General features: G+C 54.5%; 15 protein-coding genes, 1 tRNA gene and 1 pseudogene. 10 read left to right on the top strand and 7 right to left on the bottom strand.

Annotation, left to right across the window (positions count from 1 at the left end):
* From Q0510_RS22455 to Q0510_RS22445, 3 genes and pseudogenes are all read right to left on the bottom strand, one after another.
* Window positions 1–358 (bottom strand): annotated as a pseudogene (locus Q0510_RS22455) (pyrroloquinoline quinone-dependent dehydrogenase); the annotation flags it as partial.
* A 199-nt stretch (window positions 359–557) separates the two neighbouring features.
* Window positions 558–830, bottom strand: a complete 273-nt coding sequence (locus tag Q0510_RS22450; RefSeq protein ID WP_298716722.1) for a SemiSWEET family sugar transporter — start codon at window positions 828–830, stop codon at window positions 558–560.
* A gap of 185 nt (window positions 831–1,015) precedes the next feature.
* A tRNA-Arg gene (locus Q0510_RS22445) sits at window positions 1,016–1,089 on the bottom strand.
* A gap of 93 nt (window positions 1,090–1,182) precedes the next feature.
* Here Q0510_RS22445 and ung point away from each other — a divergent pair.
* Both ung and Q0510_RS22435 read left to right on the top strand, forming a co-directional pair.
* Window positions 1,183–1,854 carry a uracil-DNA glycosylase gene (ung, locus tag Q0510_RS22440; protein WP_298716721.1) on the top strand — a complete coding sequence of 224 codons (672 nt, stop codon included), beginning with the start codon at window positions 1,183–1,185 and terminating at the stop codon, window positions 1,852–1,854.
* 34 nt (window positions 1,855–1,888) lie between these two features.
* Window positions 1,889–2,632 carry a 1-acyl-sn-glycerol-3-phosphate acyltransferase gene (locus Q0510_RS22435; protein WP_298716718.1) on the top strand — a complete coding sequence of 248 codons (744 nt, stop codon included), beginning with the start codon at window positions 1,889–1,891 and terminating at the stop codon, window positions 2,630–2,632.
* Here Q0510_RS22435 and Q0510_RS22430 read toward each other — a convergent pair.
* Together Q0510_RS22430 and Q0510_RS22425 are read right to left on the bottom strand one after the other, a co-directional pair.
* Window positions 2,623–3,000 (bottom strand): VOC family protein, encoded by a 378-nt coding sequence (locus Q0510_RS22430; RefSeq protein ID WP_298716713.1) that lies wholly within the window; start codon window positions 2,998–3,000, stop codon window positions 2,623–2,625. The two genes, Q0510_RS22435 and Q0510_RS22430, sit on opposite strands and share 10 nt — an antisense overlap.
* A 68-nt stretch (window positions 3,001–3,068) precedes the next feature.
* Window positions 3,069–3,863 (bottom strand): helix-turn-helix domain-containing protein, encoded by a 795-nt coding sequence (locus Q0510_RS22425; protein WP_298716710.1) that lies wholly within the window; start codon window positions 3,861–3,863, stop codon window positions 3,069–3,071.
* A 164-nt stretch (window positions 3,864–4,027) separates the two neighbouring features.
* Between Q0510_RS22425 and Q0510_RS22420 the strand changes: the two genes are divergently transcribed.
* Window positions 4,028–5,302, top strand: coding sequence for a Gfo/Idh/MocA family oxidoreductase (locus Q0510_RS22420; RefSeq protein WP_298716708.1), 1,275 nt, complete (start codon window positions 4,028–4,030; stop codon window positions 5,300–5,302).
* A gap of 21 nt (window positions 5,303–5,323) precedes the next feature.
* Window positions 5,324–8,725 carry a DUF1080 domain-containing protein gene (locus tag Q0510_RS22415; RefSeq protein WP_298716706.1) on the top strand — a complete coding sequence of 1,134 codons (3,402 nt, stop codon included), beginning with the start codon at window positions 5,324–5,326 and terminating at the stop codon, window positions 8,723–8,725.
* A 450-nt stretch (window positions 8,726–9,175) separates the two neighbouring features.
* On the opposite strand, the gene msrA is transcribed toward Q0510_RS22415, so the two are convergent.
* Window positions 9,176–9,730 carry a peptide-methionine (S)-S-oxide reductase MsrA gene (gene msrA / locus Q0510_RS22410; protein WP_298716724.1) on the bottom strand — a complete coding sequence of 185 codons (555 nt, stop codon included), beginning with the start codon at window positions 9,728–9,730 and terminating at the stop codon, window positions 9,176–9,178.
* Window positions 9,731–10,058: 328 nt separating this feature from the next.
* Here msrA and Q0510_RS22405 point away from each other — a divergent pair, with 328 nt between their 5' ends.
* The 6 genes from Q0510_RS22405 to Q0510_RS24915 all read left to right on the top strand — a co-directional run bounded on the left by Q0510_RS22405 (window position 10,059) and on the right by Q0510_RS24915 (window position 19,439).
* Window positions 10,059–12,164 (top strand): MutS2/Smr-associated SH3 domain-containing protein, encoded by a 2,106-nt coding sequence (locus Q0510_RS22405; RefSeq protein WP_298716704.1) that lies wholly within the window; start codon window positions 10,059–10,061, stop codon window positions 12,162–12,164.
* Between the two features lie 77 nt (window positions 12,165–12,241).
* Window positions 12,242–13,129, top strand: coding sequence for a helix-turn-helix domain-containing protein (locus tag Q0510_RS22400; protein ID WP_298716698.1), 888 nt, complete (start codon window positions 12,242–12,244; stop codon window positions 13,127–13,129).
* A gap of 455 nt (window positions 13,130–13,584) precedes the next feature.
* Window positions 13,585–14,766: an efflux RND transporter periplasmic adaptor subunit gene (locus tag Q0510_RS22395; protein WP_298716695.1), complete on the top strand. Its 1,182-nt coding sequence runs from the start codon at window positions 13,585–13,587 to the stop codon at window positions 14,764–14,766.
* 77 nt (window positions 14,767–14,843) lie between these two features.
* Window positions 14,844–18,017 (top strand): efflux RND transporter permease subunit, encoded by a 3,174-nt coding sequence (locus Q0510_RS22390; protein WP_298716693.1) that lies wholly within the window; start codon window positions 14,844–14,846, stop codon window positions 18,015–18,017.
* A 47-nt stretch (window positions 18,018–18,064) separates the two neighbouring features.
* Complete coding sequence (locus Q0510_RS24920) at window positions 18,065–18,814, top strand: TolC family protein (protein ID WP_366941026.1); 750 nt, start codon at window positions 18,065–18,067, stop codon at window positions 18,812–18,814.
* Entirely contained in the window at window positions 18,795–19,439 is a 645-nt protein-coding gene (locus Q0510_RS24915; RefSeq protein ID WP_366941028.1) for a TolC family protein, read from the top strand. The genes Q0510_RS24920 and Q0510_RS24915 overlap by 20 nt, the downstream gene beginning before the upstream one ends.
* Window positions 19,440–19,654: 215 nt before the next feature.
* Here the strand turns inward: Q0510_RS24915 and Q0510_RS22380 are convergent.
* A partial coding sequence (locus Q0510_RS22380; RefSeq protein ID WP_298716691.1) for a hypothetical protein occupies window positions 19,655–19,834 on the bottom strand: 180 nt, incomplete at its 5' end.

Here is a 19,834-nt window from a genome sequence, read left to right as displayed (position 1 = left end):
CTTCCCCCGCCGGGTCGAACAGCCAGCGCTGAGCGCCGGTGGCGGCATCCAGTGCGAATAATTTCATCGTAGGCGTGGTGCCGTAAAGGGTGCCGTTTACAACGATGGGGTTACATTGGTTCTGGGTGCGGTTGGCGGAATCGCGGTCGCGGCTGCTGTAGGTCCAGGCTACGCGCAGCCCGGATACGTTTCCGGTATTGATCTGGTCGTTGGAGGAATAGCGGATGCCGTCTTTCGAGCCGGCATAGGCCGGCCAGCCGGAATAATCCTTCCTAACGTTGCCGGCAGTACGGGAATCATTGCAGGCCATGCCATACGTGGCGGCGAGCGCGAGTGCAGCCAGAAATGTTTTGTTCATGCGTCCGTTTTTTAGCGCCTGGCCGGCCCCGACGATTTCAAGCCGGCGTTTTTCATAATGGGAATCACGATGAAGATAGCAAATTGTACGCGGGTTGCACCCCGGTAGGCTCACTGGGTCAACGGAGGTGTAATTATGGGCGTTATCCAGCCGGTAGCGTAAATATTGCCCGGAAATCGCATGCCTTTTCGTTGTAAATTTATCGTGGATCCGGTCTTGACCGGTAGTATATGCTGAGGAATATAATACTAATGTTGAGGATAAGGGACACGCCGTTGGAAACTATAATTATGGCGTCGTTTTTCAAAATGCCGTACACGATCCATAGCGCCAGGCCTGTCAGCAGAACGGCCATCATCACCAGGGACAGGTCTTCGGCCCTCTTTTCTTTGACCAGTTTAACGAGTTGGGGCAGTAACGAGACGCCTGTGCCGATGCTGGCTCCAATGCCAATAACCTGAACCAATTCCATAGACGATTTTATGGAATATACTGCCAAAAAGCATGCCCTTGCCGTCGACTGCGATGACAATACATTTCATATTGCCGGATTCGAAATGTGAAGTAGATTGTATCGGATATTGAAAAATGCCGGAAGTGACATGTGGCGGGAAAAAAATGGACAAACCAGCGTAAAAACCGATTTGTCCAAATTAGTGAACCGGATTGGATTCGAACCAATGACCTGCTGCTTAGAAGGCAGCTGCTCTATCCAGCTGAGCTACCGGTCCGGCATCACAATAAATTTATTTTTATTGGGAGTGCAAATTTATATAATTTTCCGTCAATAAATCAAAATTATCCTCTGAAACAAAGTTACAGCAATGGACGTAAAGATAGAAAGCAGTTGGAAAGAAGCGCTGAAAGAAGAGTTCCAGAAGTCGTATTTCGAGCAGATCGTGATGTTCCTGAAGCATGAAAAGGCCCTGGGGAAAACCATCTACCCGGTAGGGAACAACATCTTTAACGCGTTCGAGAAAACCCCCTTCGACAAGGTGAAAGTGGTCATACTGGGGCAGGACCCGTACCACGGCCCCGGCCAGGCGCATGGCTTGTGCTTTTCCGTGCAGAAAGGCGTCAAACCGCCGCCTTCCCTCGTCAACATATATAAAGAAATGAACAAGGACCTCGGCATGCCCATCCCCCAAACAGGCGACCTCACGCCCTGGGCCGAAAGCGGCGTGCTGCTCCTCAACGCATTCCTCACCGTGCGCGACGGCGAGCCGGCCTCCCACAGCAAAATAGGCTGGGAATCCTTTACCGACGCTGTGATCCGCAAGATCTCCAACGAAAAGGAAGGTGTTATATTTATGCTTTGGGGCCGCTTCGCACAGGATAAACAGGTGCTCATCGATGCTACGAAGCACCACGTCCTCAAAGCCGCCCATCCTTCGCCGTTCAGCGCGGATAAAGGCTTCTTCGGTTGCCGGCACTTCTCCAAAGCCAACGAACTGCTCGTTCGCCAGGGCCAGGAGCCGGTCAACTGGCAATTATAATATCCGGAACCCTCCATCCACAATCCCATACAAGATGAACTGGTTTAAAAATATCGCAGGACGTGTGTACGCCGTATACGGTTTGCTCCTTTTCGCGGCAACCCTGCTCATCGTCTTTATCCCTATCTGGATCTTCTCCCTCATGCCGGATCCCCGCAAATCCCGGTATTTCCTGAATCTCGGGCGCGTCTGGATGAAGTTTTACATGCCCCTGATCGGTTGCCCCGTATTCCGGAAAGGCCTGCATCACTTCGCCAAAGGCCGCCAGTACGTCGTGGTATGCAACCACAACTCGCTGATCGACGTCCCCGTGACCACCCCCGGCGTGCCCGGCGTCAATAAAACACTCGCGAAAGCCTCCATGGCCAAAATCCCGCTGTTCGGCATGATGTACAAGATCGGCGGCATCATGGTCGACCGCAGCAGCGAAGCCAGCCGGCGCGACAGCGTCACCAAAATGAAAGCAGCTTTGGACATGGGTATGCACATGGTCCTTTTCCCGGAAGGCACCCGCAACCGCACCGGCCAGCCCCTCAAAGAATTCTACGACGGCGCGTTTAACCTGGCGGTGGATACGCAAACACCCATCATGCCCTCACTGCTTTTCAACACGCTCAAGATCCAGGTGCCCGGGAAGTTCCTCTACGCCTGGCCCCACCGCATCGATTACCATTTCCTCGAACCGATCGAAACCACCGGCCTCACGCGCGACGATGTGCCCGCGCTGAAGGAAAAAGTCTTCCGCATCATGTGGGATTACTACACTGCTCACGCCTGAGTGATCCACCAGGTATTGCCGAACGGATCGCGGAAACCCGCGGCGCGGCCGTAGTCTTTGTCTTCCGGCGCCTGCCGCGATTCGCTCCCGTGTTCCATAGCCTTCTTATATATATTATCCGTGTTTTCCACGAACACGAACACGCCGCCTGTTTCGGCGGGCCAGTCTTTGGTGGCGCCCCCGAACATGATGCTGCCGTCGCCCAGGCGCAGTTCGGCATGTAGAATCTGCCCCTCGTCGTTCCGGTACACGCCGCTTTCCGTGGCGCCGAATACTTCTTTCAGGAATGCGAGGAAGCGCTCGCCATCATGCACAAGGAAGTAGGGGCTAACGGTGCTCATGCCCGAGGGTTTGTTTGCAGTTGCCATAATAATGATGTTTTTATCAAAGGTAGGCGCGGCGTTGCCGGGAAAATTGGAGAAAAGCGACATGTGTTTTATTCGCGGTACTCGATGCCTTCCGGGCGACCCAGGAAATATTCGCGGGGCAGGTATCCGGAGAACTCGCGGAAGTCATGGATAAAATGCGACTGGTCATAATATCCGCATTCGTATGCCAGGCCGGTCAGGTTGCCGTCGAATTGCCCGTAGGCTTCGAGGGCGCGGTGGAAGCGGATGATGCGGGTGAAGAGTTTCGGGGAGAAGCCTGCGGCGGCTTTGAAGTTACGTTCGAACTGGCGGGTCGATAAACTGATGGAACCGGCCAGCTCGCGGATATTGATCATCCCGTTGGCGCGGAGGATCGATTGTACGGCCAGCTGGACGGCGCCGTTGGCGGGTTTGCGGCGGGAGAGGAGTGAAATGAGGTAACCCGATAATATGGCTACACGCTGGTGATGGAAGCGCGCGGAAATGATGCGCTCTTCGAGGTCGATGCCGTCGCGGCCCATGATGCTCTGCAGGTCGGGCATGCAGTTGGCGACGGAATTGGAGGAATGGCCGAAGAGAATGGGGATGGCCGTAGGGTAGAGGTACGCGCCGAAGATGCCGAAGCTCCCGTGCGTGAGGAACCGCGAATGCCGGCTGGTCTGGGCATGCAGATGGGAAAACCCCGCGCCCTCCGACCCCGTCAGCGGCGAAAAACGGTTCCGGTAATGAAAGATCAGTTCCGCACACCCATCCGCCATCGACCGGTACACGTACGGCTCGTTTTCCGGGACCTCGTGCTCGAAGACCCAAAACATCCGGACGAGGCCGGATAACTGCGGTGGTGGCGCAAAAGTGGCGAACATTTCCTTAAAGTTAAACGATCTTTTGTAAAATATTTATAGAAGTCTGTTTATTCGATAAATACTGAGCTAAAGTTTATCACCTTTTTAGCGAATAGTATTAGAATGTGTGAATTGAATTTGTATTTTGTCCCTCCAAATCACGTTTTACCTTTTTTACAAAGATCATGGGAAAAAAAGTCAATCATCCTTCCAGGCGGTCATTTGTCCGTAATTCCCTGGGAGCGTTAGCGGCCTTTACCATCGTTCCCCGCCACGTATTGGGTCGCGGCTATCTGGCCCCGAGCGATACGCTGACGAAGGGCGTAGTGGGCACCGGCGGCATGGGCCGCGGTCACTTCGGTTATGCAGGCACCCGCGTTGTAGCCATCTGCGATGTCGACAAAGGTCACATCCAGCAGGCCATGAACCAGCTTGGCGACAAGGGAGTGAAGACATTTTCGGACTACCGCGAGCTGATCCAGCTGCCGGAAGTGGACATCGTACACGTGGCCACGCCTCCGCACTGGCATGGTATCATCGCTGCCGACGCCGCCCGCGCAGGGAAGGATGTATGGTGCGAGAAACCGATGACCGCCACGATCGGGGAGGGCAAGCGCCTGGTGGAAGCCGTGCAGCAGCATGGCCGCATCTTCCGCCTCAATACCTGGTTCCGCTTCGCCGACCGTTTCTATGGCATGGGCACCACCGTTCACCCCATCAAGAAACTCGTGGAAAGCGGGTTGCTCGGATGGCCGCTGAAGGTGACCGTTAGCCGCCACACGGGCTTCGACTGGAAATTCTTCTGGGTGGGCAAAACCAACCTGGAGCCCCAGGCCGTTCCCAAAGAGCTGGATTACGACATGTGGCTCGGTCCCGCCCCCTACAAACCCTATCACCCGCACCGCGTGCACAACAACTTCCGCGGTTACTGGGATTATGATGGCGGTGGTTTGGGCGACATGGGCCAGCACTACCTGGACCCCGTTCAGTACTTCCTCGGCAAGGATGATACCAGCCCCGTGAAGGTAGAGATCGACGCGCCCCAGCAGCACTCCGACGCGGTGGGCACCTGGCGCAAGATCACCTACACCTATGCGGATGGATGCCAGATCGTGCTCGACGGCGCCGGCACCGAAACCGGGGCCGCCTATATCGAAGGGCCCAACGGCAAACTGTTCCCCGGCTTCAAATCCACGATCCCTGACCTGGAAAAGAAACTGGCTGAATTCCCCGATCCGGCGCCGCAGGTGACCGACTTCGTGGACGCCGTGAAGAACCGCAAAAAATTTGCGCTCAACGAAGAAAACGGCCACCGTTCCTGTACCATCGTCAACATCGGCAAAGTAGCCCTGCAACTCGGTCGCGACCTCCAGTTCGATCCCGTGAAGCAGGAGTTCGTGAACGACGAAGGCGCCAACCGCCTCCTCTTCCCGGCTTTCCGCGGACCCTGGACCATCTAGCCATCACCTTCCAACAGCACCATGATGAAAAAAACATTCCTGATCGCAGCCTGTTGCCTCGCCCAGCTGGCGGTTTTCGCCCAGCCGAAGCAGGATAACCGGGCCGCGCATACGAAAGTGGCGGATTTGCTGCAACAGCAACCTGCCAAAGATAAAGCCGCCCTCGAAGCCAATATGAAGGCCCTCGCCGAAATGGGCGAAGAAGGCGTGCTCGGCATCGCTTCCATGATGACCGCTCCCGGCAAAGGCGACAACGCCCCCGCCGAATTCGCACTCACCGGTTACGCATTTTATGTAACCCAGCCCGGCAAAGAAAACCTCAAAGCCGCCGCTGTAAAATCTTACGTAAAAGCACTCGATAAAGTGCAGGATAAAGAGGTGAAGGAATTCTTCATCCGCCGCCTCGAATCCATCGGTAACGACGACGCCGTGCCCGCACTGGCGCCTTACCTGGCCGACGAGCGCCTTTCCGCCATCACCGCCCGCACCCTCGTGCAGATCAACAGCGCCGCTTCCCGTAAAGCGCTGCTCGATGCCGTGAACAAGGCAGAAGGCCGCAACAAGCAAAGCCTCGTGCTCGCCATCGGCGACGCACGCGTTCCTGAAGCCGCCACCGTACTGGTGCCCCTGGCTTCTTCCCCGGACAAAATGCTGGCAAAAACCGCCCTGTACGCCCTGTCGTACATCGCTTCGCCGAATTCCGCCGCAGCCATGCAAGGCTACGCGTCCAAAGCCGGTTACAAATACGACGAAACCAACGCTACCACCGCGTACCTGGCCTATATCCAGCAGCTGGCGCAGAACGGCCAGCAGGGCGAAGCCGCCCGCCTGGCGGAAAGCCTGCTCAGCAACGCAAAGGAAGTGCACGTGCGCACCGCCGCACTGTCTCTCCTGGACCAGGTGTACGGCGACCGTAACCTGAACCGCCTCACCGCCGCCGCCGGCGATGCCAATGCGGAATACCGCGATGCCGCCCTCAAACTGGCCGGCAAGCGCCTGAACGCAGTGAGCACGGCGGCATGGCTCAAAACCCTCAGCAAAGCGTCTCCCGCTTCCAAAGCAGCCATCACTGGCATGCTGGGTAACAATAAAGTAGCGGCCGCGCTGCCCGCGGTACAACGCCTCCTGGCCGACAAGAACCCCGAAGTGCGCCTTGCCGCCATCACCGCTACCGGCCAGATCGGTGGCGCCCAGGCCGTGCCCGCGCTCATCGAGGTGATCTCGAAAGGCAACGATGCGGAAGTAGCCGCCGTGCAGTCGGTGCTCAAAACCATCAAAGGCAATGAAGTAGCCACGCAGTCTGCCGCCGCGATCGCCGGCGTGCCCGCCGGTGCGCAGGTAGCCCTGCTCGACGTGCTGGCCACCCGCAAATCCGACGCAGCTTTTGCTCAGGTGCTGCCGCTCACCAAATCTAAAAACGAAACCGTTCGCAAAGCCGCGTTCGCTTCGCTGAAAGATGTAGCCAGCCCCTCCAGCCTCGCCACCCTCCTGGAGCTCCTGAACACCGCCGGTGCGCCGGACGTGAAAGGCCTGCAGGAAGCAGTGATCGCAGCCGCTGCCGGTTCCGATAACGCCGCACAGGTGGTAACCGCCATGAAAAGCGCTCCCGCCGACAAGCGCGACCGTTACCTCAGCGTACTCGGCGGCATCGGCGGCGCATCTTCGCTCGCAGTAGTGAAAGAAGCGTTCGACAAAGGCAATGCAGAACAAAAGAAAGCGGCCGTAGCGGCGCTGAGCGCCTGGAAAGACGTTTCCGCCATGCAGCCCCTCCTCGATATCGCCCGGAAAGACGCCGGCGCGCGGACCGAAGCCCTGAAAGGCTACGTTCGCCTTGCCAAAGCAGAAACCCGCGCCGAGCAACGCCTCCTGTTCCTCAAGAACGCCATGGAGCTCACCAACGACGCAGGTCTGAAGAAATCCATCCTCGGACAAGCGGAGCAATGCAAAACCTTCCCCGCGCTCGTTTTTGCCGGCCAGTACCTGGACGATAAAGACGCCCAGCAGGAAGCGGCGCAGGCGGTGATGAACATCGCCCTGGCGGATAAATCCTACAGCGGCGCCATCGTAAAAGGCCTCCTCGAGAAAACGTCCACCGTACTGAAAGGCGGCGATGCCGGCTACCAGCGCGAGGCGATCCGTAAATATCTCTCCGAAATGCCTGCCGGCGAAGGGTTTGTGTCGATGTTCAACGGCAAAGACCTCAGCGGCTGGAAAGGCCTCGTGGCCGATCCCATTAAACGCGGCAAAATGGATGCGGCTACCCTGAAAAAAGAACAGGAGAAAGCCGACGCCAAAATGCGCGAAGGCTGGAGCGTGAAAGACGGCGTGCTGTGGTTCAACGGCCATGGCGACAACCTCTGCACCGACAAGAAATACGGTGATTTTGAAATGTTTGTGGACTGGAAGATCGAGCCGAACGGCGACGCGGGCGTCTACCTCCGCGGTACCCCGCAAGTGCAGATCTGGGACACTACCCGCCGCGATGTTGGCGCTGAAGTAGGATCCGGCGGTCTTTACAACAACCAGAAAAATCCTTCCAAACCGCTCTCCCTTGCCGATAACGCCATCAACGAGTGGAATAACTTCCGCATCATCATGAAGGGCGACCGCGTAACGGTGTACCTCAACGGCGTACTGGTAGTGGAAAACGTGATCCTGGAGAACTTCTGGGACCGCAGCCTTCCCATCTTCGCCGAAGAGCAGATCGAACTGCAGGCGCATGGCACCAACGTATATTACAGGAACCTGTATGTGCGTGAGTTCGAGCGCCCGAAGCCCTACGAGCTGAGCGCTGAAGAGAAGAAAGAAGGGTACAAGATCCTGTTCGACGGGACCAACATGCACGAGTGGACCGGCAACACTACCAGCTACGTGATGGAAGACGGCGCCATCGTTTGCCGCCCCGGCGGCCATGGCGGCGGTAACCTCTACACCAAGAACGAATACGGCGACTTCGTATACCGTTTCGAGTTCCAGCTGACGCCCGGCGCCAACAACGGCCTGGGTATCCGCGCGCCCCTCACCGGCGACGCTGCTTACCAGGGCATGGAGCTCCAGATCCTGGATAACGACGCCGATATCTACAAAAACCTCCAGGTATACCAGTACCATGGTTCCGTATACGGCGTAATCGCCGCCAAACGCGGCTTCCTGAAGCCCGTTGGCGAGTGGAACTACGAGCAGGTGACCGTTAAGGGCACCCGCATTACGGTGGAGCTCAACGGCACGGTGATCCTCGACGGTGATATCGCCGACGCCCGTGACAACGGCACCCTCGACCATAAAGACCACCCCGGCCTGAAAAGGACCTCTGGTCATATTGGGTTCCTGGGCCACGGTTCCGTGGTGAAATTCCGGAACATCCGTATCAAGGACCTGACGGCCGAAGCGCCTAAAGCTGCAGGCAAGAAGAAAAAGAAATAGCCGGATGCCGCACAGGCATCGCAGGAAATGGGGACCGCCTTTCGGGGCGGTCCTTTTTTTGTGCCAAAATTCCTCGGAAACGGTCCGCGCAGCGTGGCGGGTTATCCACATTTTAAGCGGCGGAAATTAACTTTATCCACGCCTGTAAACTTTGCGCGGTATGGCACGTTATAGGATGTATAAAATGCGATAATTCGCAAGCTTAACCCTTAAAGTATAACCTAAAATGAAAACGGTAACCTTTATTGGCGGAATTGCGGGAGTGATCCTGGCGGTTTTTGCCTACTTCTCGGAACTAAACAGCTGGATGCGGACCGAAACGGCCATGGCGCTGGGGTTTGCGGGATACGTCCTGATAATCACGGCCATAGCGTATTTTTTATTGTCATGGCTCTACCAGGGCTCCAGGGATATAGAAATACTATAAAAAAAATAGACGCCCTGGGGCGTCTATTTTTTTAGCTTATCGGCAAACGCCTTTTTGAATTTTTCCAGCTTGGGTTTCACCACGTAATAACAATACGGCTGCGATCCGTTCTCGTTATAATAGTTCTGGTGATAGTTTTCGGCCTTGAAAAACGCCGAATAAGGGGAGATTTCCGTGACAATCGGTTTGTCATACGCTCCCGATTCCTCCACTTTCTTCTTGTAAAACTCCGCTTCCCGTTGTTGTTCGGCATCATGGTAGAAGATGACCGAGCGGTATTGGGTGCCCACGTCGTTGCCCTGGCGGTTCAGCTGGGTAGGGTCGTGGCTGAGAAAGAAGGCTTCCAGCAGCTGGGCGAAGGTGATTTTGGCCGGATCGTAGGTGATCTGCACCACTTCCGCGTGCCCGGTGTTGCCGGTGCATACTTCTTCGTACGTAGGGTTGGGCTTTTCGCCGCCGGAATACCCTGATTCCACCGTCAATACCCCTTCCAGTTGCTGGAACTGGGCTTCAGTGCACCAGAAGCAACCCGTTCCGAAGGTAGCCTGTGCCGTTTTTTGGTCTTTCGAAATAGTCATGTCTCCAGGTTCTTGATTTTTTTCAGCCGTCTGCCTGCCGCAGGATGCCAGGCTGGTGCCCAGCAACGACAGTACAATCAGGCTATGTTTCAGTAAGTTCATTTTGAAGTTTTGTCTTCAAATTAACGATATCAGCGGCGGATTGGATCAACAAGTTAAGTAACTTTAACATTCTTTTGAAAACCGACGGGTGATGAACCGCATTTGTCATTCGTTGCCGGTTGTTGATCAATCAGTTTTCAACATTTCCGGAGGATAGGCCAACTTTGCGGAACGAAAAAAGGAAGGCTGCCATGGGCCGGCGGCATGATTAAAAATTGACAGACAAGTGAAATTATTTCCGGATTCGGCGCTGTACCAGCTCGAATTTGACAAGGTAAAGTTATTGCTGCAGGAACATTGCAAGACGGAGTTGGGCAAAACGATGGCCGCCGAATTGCGCCTGCATACGCATATCGATTTTGTGAGAACGGCGCTGCAGCAAGCGCATGAATATAAACAGCTGGTGCTGTTGCAGCAGCATTTCCCGAACGATTACGTCCTCAACCTGAAAAAGGAGCTCCGCCTCCTGGAAATTCAGGGAGCCGTACTCACGGGAGAGCAGTTCATGATGATCCGCAAACTGACGGAAAGCATGGGCAGCATTTTCAGGTTCTTTGATAACGACAGGAGAGTCACCTATTCCGCCTTGTACGGCGTCATCGGGCGGACATATTACGAAAAGAAGATCGTAACAATGATCGACGAGGTGCTGGACGAATCGGGGCAGGTATTGGATAACGCCACGCCCGACCTGGCGAAGATCCGCATGTCGCTCTACCGTAAAAGGATGGAGCTGCGGCGGGTGTTTGACCGGATCCTGGGCAAGCTCCAGAAGCAGGGCTACCTGGCCGACATCGAGGAAAGTTTCCTCAACGGTCGCAGGGTAGTGGCCATTTTCGCGGAGCAGAAGCGCATGGTGAAAGGGATTCTGCACGGTGAGTCGGACACGCGGAAAACAGCGTTCCTCGAACCGGAAGAGACCATCCAGCTCAACAACGAGGTGTTTTCCCTGGAAAGGGAAGAGGAGAAAGAGGTGTACCGCATCCTGCGGACCCTCACCGCCAACCTGGCCAGTCACCACGACCTGCTCACCGGCTACCACGATATCCTGGGGATATTCGATTTCATAAGGGCCAAGGCCCGCCTGGCGCTCGATATCAACGGGAATTTCCCCATGCTGGTGCCCCATGCCCAGGTTCACCTGGTGGAAGCTTACCACCCCCTGCTGTTGCTGTATAACCGCAAACAGGGCAAGCCCACCATCCCCGTGAACATGACGCTGGACAAGGATAATCACATCCTGGTGATCTCGGGGCCCAATGCCGGCGGTAAAACCGTGACGCTCAAGACCGTAGGCCTGATCCAGCTCATGCTGCAGGCAGGGCTCCTGGTGCCGGTGCACCCCACCAGCCAGCTCGGGATCTTCCGGCAGGTCATGATCCATATCGGGGACACGCAAAGCCTTGAGTTCGAGCTGTCGACCTACAGCTCCCATCTCAAAAACATGAAGCATTTCATGGAAAGCGCCAACGGGAGGACCCTCTTCTTCATCGATGAGCTCGGTTCCGGCTCCGATCCCAACCTGGGAGGCGCCTTCGCCGAAGTGATCATGGAAGAACTGGCCCGCAAACACGCTTTCGGGATCGTTACTACCCACTACCTCAACCTAAAGGTGATGGCCGGAAAGGTGAAAGGTATCTTGAACGCCGCGATGGGCTTCGATGAGGAAAAGCTCGCGCCCCTCTACCGGCTCATCATCGGCAAACCCGGCAGCTCCTACACCTTCTCCATCGCCCAGCGCATCGGGCTCGACCAGAGCCTTATCAACCGCGCGCGGAAACTGGTGGACGACGGGCACTTCCGGCTCGATAAGCTCCTCAACAAAGCCGAGCAGGATATGCAGAAAGTGGAAAGCAAGGAGAAAGACCTGCAAAAGCTGCTGAAAGAAAACGAGAAACTCAAGAAAGAATACGAAGTGCTGTCGGACAAGGAAAGAAAACAGCATGAATATACCCTCCAGAAACTCCAGAACAAGATCCGCGAAGAGGAGATCCAGTATCTGAAAGACATGGAGCGCAAGCTCAAGCAGATCGTGATCGAATGGAAGCGGACCGACGATAAACAGAAGGTGATCCGCCAGGCCGAAGAGTTGCTTTTCCATAAACGCTCCAAAGCCATCAACGAAAAGATCCAGAAGAAAGTGGACAACAAGTTCCAGGAGATCAAGGGGGAAGTGAAGGTAGGCGACAAGGTGAAGATCCGGACCAACAACCAGGTGGGCAAAGTGCTCGAATTGCGCTCCAAAGCAGCCGTGGTACAGGTCGGGAACATTCCCATCCAGGTGAAACTGGCCGATCTCGTGCTCGTCCAGGAACGCCAGCAGGTGGAATAGCCTTACTTTTACAGACCGGAATTATGCTTATTGAAAACCGTCTGGCACGGGAGAGATGACCTTTAAAAACACGACCCATGCAACTGACCAAGTACAACCATATACCCCTGGTGAGCGTACAGGATTCCCCTCTTGCAGAGGAGGGTTCGCAGTTTATTATTCACCTGGCCAACTTAAAGGAAATCGACTGGGAAGGGATCGCATCTCCGCACCGGCACGATGGCTATACTATTGATATCCTGCTCAAAGGGAGTGTGACGCAATACATTGATTTCGAAAAACATACCATACACGCGCCTGCGCTGATCATGCTGGAGCCGGACCAGATCCACCAGCACGACCGGAGTGCCGACGCCGAAGTGCTTGCCATGTACTTTACCCGCGATTTCCTCATTACGGAAACATTGGGGGTATTGAGTTGCTGGCAATGCACTTTCAAAGACAGTATCCTTCACCTGGAAGAACACCAGCTGCAGGAACTCCTGTCGTTTGCCCGTATCCTGCTGCATGAGTACCGGGGCGACCGGCCCCGCAAGGAAGCCATCATCCGGAACATCCTGTCTGCCTTCATCATCGCCTGCGGCCGCATCGCGCGCCCGGGAAGGGAGGAGTACAGGACGGAGCACTACGGCGGCAATGCGCTGGGGGTGCAGTTCAAGATCCTGGTGGATGAGCATTTCCGGGACAAGGTGCAGGTAAGCGAATATGCCGAAATGCTGCATGTAACGCCCGGCCATCTGAACGATACGGTAAAAAACACCATCGGGCGGAGTGCGAAGCAGGTGATTGATGCCAAACGGATTATGGAAGCCAAGCGCCTCCTGTTCTGGCAGAAGCATTCTGTCAAGCAGATCGCGGGAGAGCTGAACTTCGACGACGACGCCTACTTTTCAAGATTCTTCAAAAAGCACACCGGGCAAACCCCTGCGCTTTTTCAAAAAAGCATCCGCGAAAAGTACAATTAATCCCGTGATATGGAATGTACAAGCGAATGTGACTTTTTATAGATTTGCAGTGTCAATTGCAACGCATCAATTCTTACGATCATGAAAGTTAAGTAACCTAACTGTAACAGAGTCCTTAAGCGCATGGACAGCAACGTGCGCTAAAAACCCTGATCGTTACAGCCTTTACTGCGGCCCAGGCAGTATGTAGTCTCCTTTTTTCACACCATGTTTTGAATAGCCAGGCACATCCATGCCTGAATGTTCTGTACTGTCTATTGCTTTTTTACAAAAAAAAGAGCAATGCTTATGCCGTGTGCATAAGGCCGGACGGTATGGAAACAATTAATGGCGAACAAAAAAACATTAGAAATCCAGCAAACCAAGGCATGGGTCTGTTAACGGCAACATGTTCAACACGAGGCTGCCTTGCCGGTTAAACCGGACTCACGTTAAATTCTATAACACTATAACACATGGAACGATCACTCAAAAAAATGACCACACACAAGCCACTCGGTTACTTGTCAGGCATCCTGATGTTGGCTGTATTATTATATAGCTGCTCATCTCCCCAGGCTGGTGCTCCCCAGCAGGGTCCCCCGCAGTTGCCCGTGATGGTGGTTACATCGGCCCCGGCTACCACTTACCTGGAGTTTCCCGCTTCGCTGGAAGGAAAGGTGAATGTAGACGTGCGCCCGCAGGTATCCGGCTACCTCGAGAAAATATTTGTAGATGAAGGCGCTTATGTAAAAGCAGGGCAGCCTTTGTTTAAAATAGATCCGAAGGTATATGCCGAACAATTGAACAGCGCCGCTTCTAACCAGCTTGCTGCGCAGGCTAACCTTGAAAAGATGCAGGTTGAAGTGGACCGCCTGACCCCGCTGGTTGCCAGCAACGTGATCTCTGAGGTACAGCTGAAAACGGCGAAAGCAAACTATGAGGCAGCAAAAGCCGCTTTGGCCCAGGCCAGGGCAGCAGCAGGCAGCGCGCGGATCAATGTAGGCTACACCCTGGTTACCGCGCCGGTAAGCGGTTACATCGGAAGGATCCCCTATAAGGTGGGCGCCCTCGTAAGCAACGCCGATGCCCAGCCCCTTACGCTGCTTTCCGAAGTACGCGAAATGTACGCTTACTTTTCAATGAGCGAAGCGGACTTCATCACGTTTAGGAACAACTTCCCCGGCAAAACGCTGGAAGAGAAGCTGAAGAATGCACCTCCGGTTGAATTGATACTGGCAGATAACAGCACGTTCACCGAGAAAGGAAAAATAGGAACGATTGACGGGCAGTTCAATAAGACCACCGGCGCCATCACTTTCCGCGCCACTTTCCCCAACCCCGATGGCGTACTGCGTACGGGCAACACGGGCAAAGTAAGGTTTGCACAGGAAGTTCCCGCTGCTATCACCATTCCGCAGGAAGCCACGTTCGAGATCCAGGACAAAGTGCTGGTATACACCGTGGCAGACAGCAACAAAGTGGCCAGCAGGCCCATCAGGATTTCCGGAAAGACAGCGAACTTTTATTTTGTAAGCGACGGGTTGAAAGCAGGCGAGAAGATCGTGCTGTCCGGAACCGGCAATTTAAAGGACGGGGCAGTCATCGCACCGCAGCCGGTACCGGCAGATAGCGTGCTCAAGTCAAAAACGTTGTAAGTAACAGTCCATACTTTACCTGTAAAGTATGACATGCAAGCATCAAATTTTACTTACGATCTAAAAGTGAATTTATCATGTTAAGATTATTTATATTAAGGCCGGTGCTTTCAACGGTAGTGTCCATAATCCTGCTATTATTGGGGATTATCTCCTACTTTTCCCTGCCTGTTACGTTGTTTCCCGACATCGCGCCGCCCAGCGTGACGGTGACGGCCGTCTACCCCGGCGCCAATGCCGAAGTAGTAGCCCGTTCCGTGGCCAACCCGATAGAGGAAGCGGTGAACGGGGTGGAGAACATGACCTACATGACCTCCAACTCCAATAACGACGGCAGCATGATGCTGACCGTCTTTTTCAAACAGGGGACCGATCCTGATATCGCTGCCGTGAACGTGCAAAACAGGGTGTCCAAAGCCACCAGCCAGTTACCCGCGGAAGTGGTGACCGCGGGCATCAGCACGCAGAAGGTGCAGAACGGTTTCATCATGTTCATGGGGTTGTATAGCGAAAACCCTAAGGAATACGATGAAAAGTTCCTGCAAAACTATATCAAGATCAACCTGATCCCCCAGATCCAACGTGTGCCCGGCGTAGCCCAGGCGCAGATCTTCGGCGCCAAGGACTATTCCATGCGTATCTGGCTGAAGCCCGACCGCCTTGCAGCGAATAACCTGGCCCCGCAGGACGTGTTGAACGCGATCAGGGATCAGAACATCGAATCGGCCCCGGGCCGTTTGGGCGAAAACAGCACGGAAACATTTGAATTTGTATTGAAATATAAAGGCAAGTTGAGCCTGAATGAAGATTATGAGAATATCGTTATAAAAGCCAATAGCGATGGCTCCATGCTTCGTTTGAAAGACGTGGCCCGTATCGAATTCGGGGCGCTTAACTACGGAGCGAACAACCTGCTGGATGGCAAACCTGCGGCCGGTTTTGCTATTATTCAAACTGCCGGTTCCAACGCCAATGAGATCCTTGATAACATCGAGCATCTGCTGGTGGATTTTGAGGCCTCGCTTCCTACCGGCGTTAAGACGGTGGTGATGTACAACGCCAAGGACTTCCTGGACGCGTCTATATACCAGGTTCGTGAAACGCTTATCATCGCATTTTTGCTGGTATTCCTCGTGGTATACCTCTTCCTGCAGGATTTCCGTTCTACGTTGATCCCCGCTATTGCAGTACCCGTGGCCATTTTAGGCACATTCTTCTTCCTGCAGCTATTTGGTTTCAGCATTAACCTGCTCACCTTGTTCGCCCTGGTACTGGCAATCGGTATCGTGGTGGATGATGCGATAGTTGTCGTGGAAGCGGTGCACGCCAAGATGGAACAAACGCGATGGCCCGCAAGAAAAGCTACCCTGAAGTCGATGGATGAAATTTCAGGCGCCGTTATTTCCATTACCCTGGTGATGATGGCGGTATTTATACCCGTTGGTTTTATGGAGGGGCCCGCAGGTGTGTTCTACAGGCAGTTTGCATTTACGCTGGCGATCGCTATCATGATCTCCGCGATCAATGCATTGACCCTGAGCCCCGCGCTGTGCGCCTTGTTCTTAAAACCTGAACACGGCGAGCATGGCCGGAAAACCGGCTTTGGAAGCCGCTTCTTTAATGCCTTCAACGCCGGTTTCCGCTCCATGACGAACCGGTATGTCAAGAGCCTTAATTTCCTGATCAAGCGGAAAGCAATTGCCATTGGTCTGCTGGTGATCGTAGCCATCGCATCTTTTATACTGGTCCGGAAGACACCTACAGGCTTTATTCCTACGGAAGATCAGGGCTTCGTATTATATGCGCTGAACACGCCTCCGGGCAGCTCACTGGACAGAACGCATAAGTCTACATCAAAAATTGACGAACAGCTTCGCCAGTTCCCGTCTGTGAAACATACCTGGACGGTCGACGGTTTTAACTTCATCAGCAATGCCGCCGCATCTCCTTATGCCGCAGGGTTTGTACGTCTGAAAGACAAAGGTGAAAGGGGGGAAGTAGATAACATCGACCAGATCACCGGTATGATGTACGGACCTGCAAGCGAACTGAAAGATGCCGGAGCCTTCTTCTTCAACTTCCCTACGGTGCAGGGTTTTGGTAACGTGAGCGGTTTTGAATTCATGCTGCAGGATAAACAGGGGCGCCCGCTGGATCAGCTGGGTAACAACGCCTGGGCCTTTATCGGCGCATTGATGCAAAGACCGGAAATTGGCGCGGCCTTCACCACCTTCTCCGCGGGGAACCCCCAGTATAAGGTAGAAGTGGATAATTTCAAGGCCAAACAATTAGGCGTATCCATTACCGATCTGATGCAGACCATGCAGATATATTACGGCAGCAGCTATGTTTCTGACTTTAACCGTTTCGGAAAATACTACCGTGTTGTAGCGCAGGCCGACGTGCCTTACCGTACCGACATCCACTCGCTCGATGGTATTTACGTGAAGAACAGCCAGGGTGAAATGGTGCCGGTGAAATCGATGGTGTCGCTGAAACGTGTATATGGTCCCGAAACGGTAACCCGCAACAACATGTTCAATGCCGTTACCATCAACGGTACGCCCAAGCCGGGTTACAGTACTGGTGATGCGATCAAAGCCATTGAGGAGACCGCTAAAACGGCGTTGCCGCAAGGTTATGGTTACGAATGGACAGGTGCGACCCGCGAAGAGATCTCCGCCGGCGACCAGCAGATCTACATCTTCCTGCTTAGCATCCTGTTCGTATACTTCCTGCTGGCAGCTCAATACGAAAGTTATGTATTGCCGCTCGCAGTTATCCTGACCATCCCGACAGGTATCCTGGGTGTATTTGCCTTCATCGGTTTTGCCGGCCTGGACAATAACATTTACGTACAGATTGGTATGATCATGTTGATAGGTTTGCTTGCGAAGAACGCCATCCTGATAGTAGAATTTGCATTGCAGCGGCGACGCAACGGCATGGGCCTTCTCGAATCCGCGCTGGCCGGGGCAAGAGCCAGGCTGCGTCCCATCCTGATGACTTCATTCGCCTTTATCGTAGGTCTGATACCCCTGGTATTTGTGACCAAAGGTTCCGCGGTTGGTAACCACTCCATTGGTTATAGCGCCATCGGCGGTATGTTGACCGGTGTGATCCTGGGTGTGTTTATCATTCCTGTGCTGTATGTGATATTCCAGTTCTTACAGGAAAAAATAACCGGCCGCCCCGGCTTAAGAGTTTATGAAGAAGAGATGGAGATGGAAATGGAAGAAGCAACCGTATAAGTAAAATCAAGGCAATTATGACGCAATATTCAAAATACTTAATAGCTATGCTCTTCGCCGCTTCCCTGGCCGCCTGCAAGGTGGGTAAGGACTTCCAGCGGCCGGAGACCCCGCTGCCCGCCCAGTTCGGCAATACGGCGGCGGGCGACAGTACCATCGGCGCCGCCCCGTGGAAGCAGTTCTTCCCCGATCCCGCCCTGCAAGACCTCATCGGAAACGCCCTCAACAGCAATTTCGACCTGCAGCTGGCGCTCAAAAGAATTGAAGCCGCTTCGTCCTACGTGAAACAGGCGAAAGCCGCCCTGCTGCCTTCTATCAACGCGAATGCCACGGCTAACACGTCATTCCCGTCCAAAAACAGCCTGAATGGATTGAGTCTCAATAACTTCCTGCAAACCGATCATATCGAGGATTATACCCTCGGCCTGGGCGTTTCCTGGGAGATCGACATCTGGGGCAAGATCCGCCGGCAAAAGGAAGCCGCACTGGCACAATACCTCCAGACGTACGAGGCAGCCCGCGCCGTGCAGACGGGCATCGTGGCGCAGGTCGCCAACAGCTACTTCAACCTCCTCATGCTCGACGCACAGCTCGATATCGCCCGGCGCAACGCCGCCCTCAGCGACACCATCGTCCAGATGATCCGCATGCAGAAAACGGCAGGAAGTGACGGAGCTGGCCGTTCAGCAGGCCGTGGCCCAGCAGCAGCAGGCGGAACAACTCATCCCGCAGCTGGAACAGGCCGCCACCATCCAGGAAAACGCTATCCGCATCCTCATGGGGCAATTGCCCGGTGATGTGTCGCGCACGGCATCGCTGGACCGTTACCAGGTGTGGGACAGCCTGCAAACGGGCGTTCCTGCCGAAGTGATCGCCAACCGCCCGGACGTGAAAGCCTCCGAAATGGGCCTGAAAGCCGCCAATGCCAATGTAGGCGCAGCACAGGGCGCCATGTACCCTTCGCTCAGCCTCACGGCCAACGGCGGGCTGAATGCCTACGAGATCGGGAAATGGTTCCAGGGGAACTCCCTTTTTGGAACGGTGGCAGGCAACATCGTGCAACCGGTATTCAACCAGCGCAGGCTCAAAACGCAGTTGGAAGTAGCGCGGAACGAACGCGACCAGGCTGTTATCCGGTTCAAGCAATCGGTAACCGTAGCCGTGCGCGAAGTCACCGATGCACTGGTGCAGCTGGATAAGCTCCAGGAACAGCAAACCATTGCCGGCTCGCGGCTCACTACCACGCAGCAGGCCGTCAACAACGCCCGCCTGCTGTTCCGCAGCGGCCTGGCCAATTACCTGGAAGTCATCACCGCCCAGGGCAGCAGTCTGCAGGCCGAACTGACCCAGGCAGACATCAAGCGGCAACGCCTAACCGCCATGGTTGACCTTTACCGGTCGCTCGGCGGCGGCTACCAATAGCCCGATATTCACCCGGACAGATGATAGCAGGTCTATTCAAATCAACAGACAGGTTGTTAGGAAGTAATGCACAAGGCGGCTATCATCTGTACGGGAACAGTAAGCACATCACAACCGAATGGGTATGATGACGGCGGACAGATGGTAACGCGTCCGCGAATCAACAGATAAATTGGAAGAAAGTAAGCTCAAAGGCAGTTATCATCTGTTTGCGGTTATCGCTCTTCATGAACATCAGGTTGTACCGGCAGGAGAAATCCTGCCGGTTTTTTTTCTTCGTTACGGTTTAAGACCCAATAACGGGATTTGATGTTTTCGCAAGCCTTGAAAAGTTCGCGGGTCTGCTGAGTTTTGCGAATCGGTTTATATCTGGAAACACTTCCCTGAATAGTACC

Origin of the sequence: uncultured Chitinophaga sp., from assembly GCF_937874145.1 — a bacterium.
Taxonomy (GTDB): Bacteria; Bacteroidota; Bacteroidia; order Chitinophagales; family Chitinophagaceae; genus Chitinophaga.
This window is presented reverse-complemented; position numbering and strand designations above follow the sequence as displayed.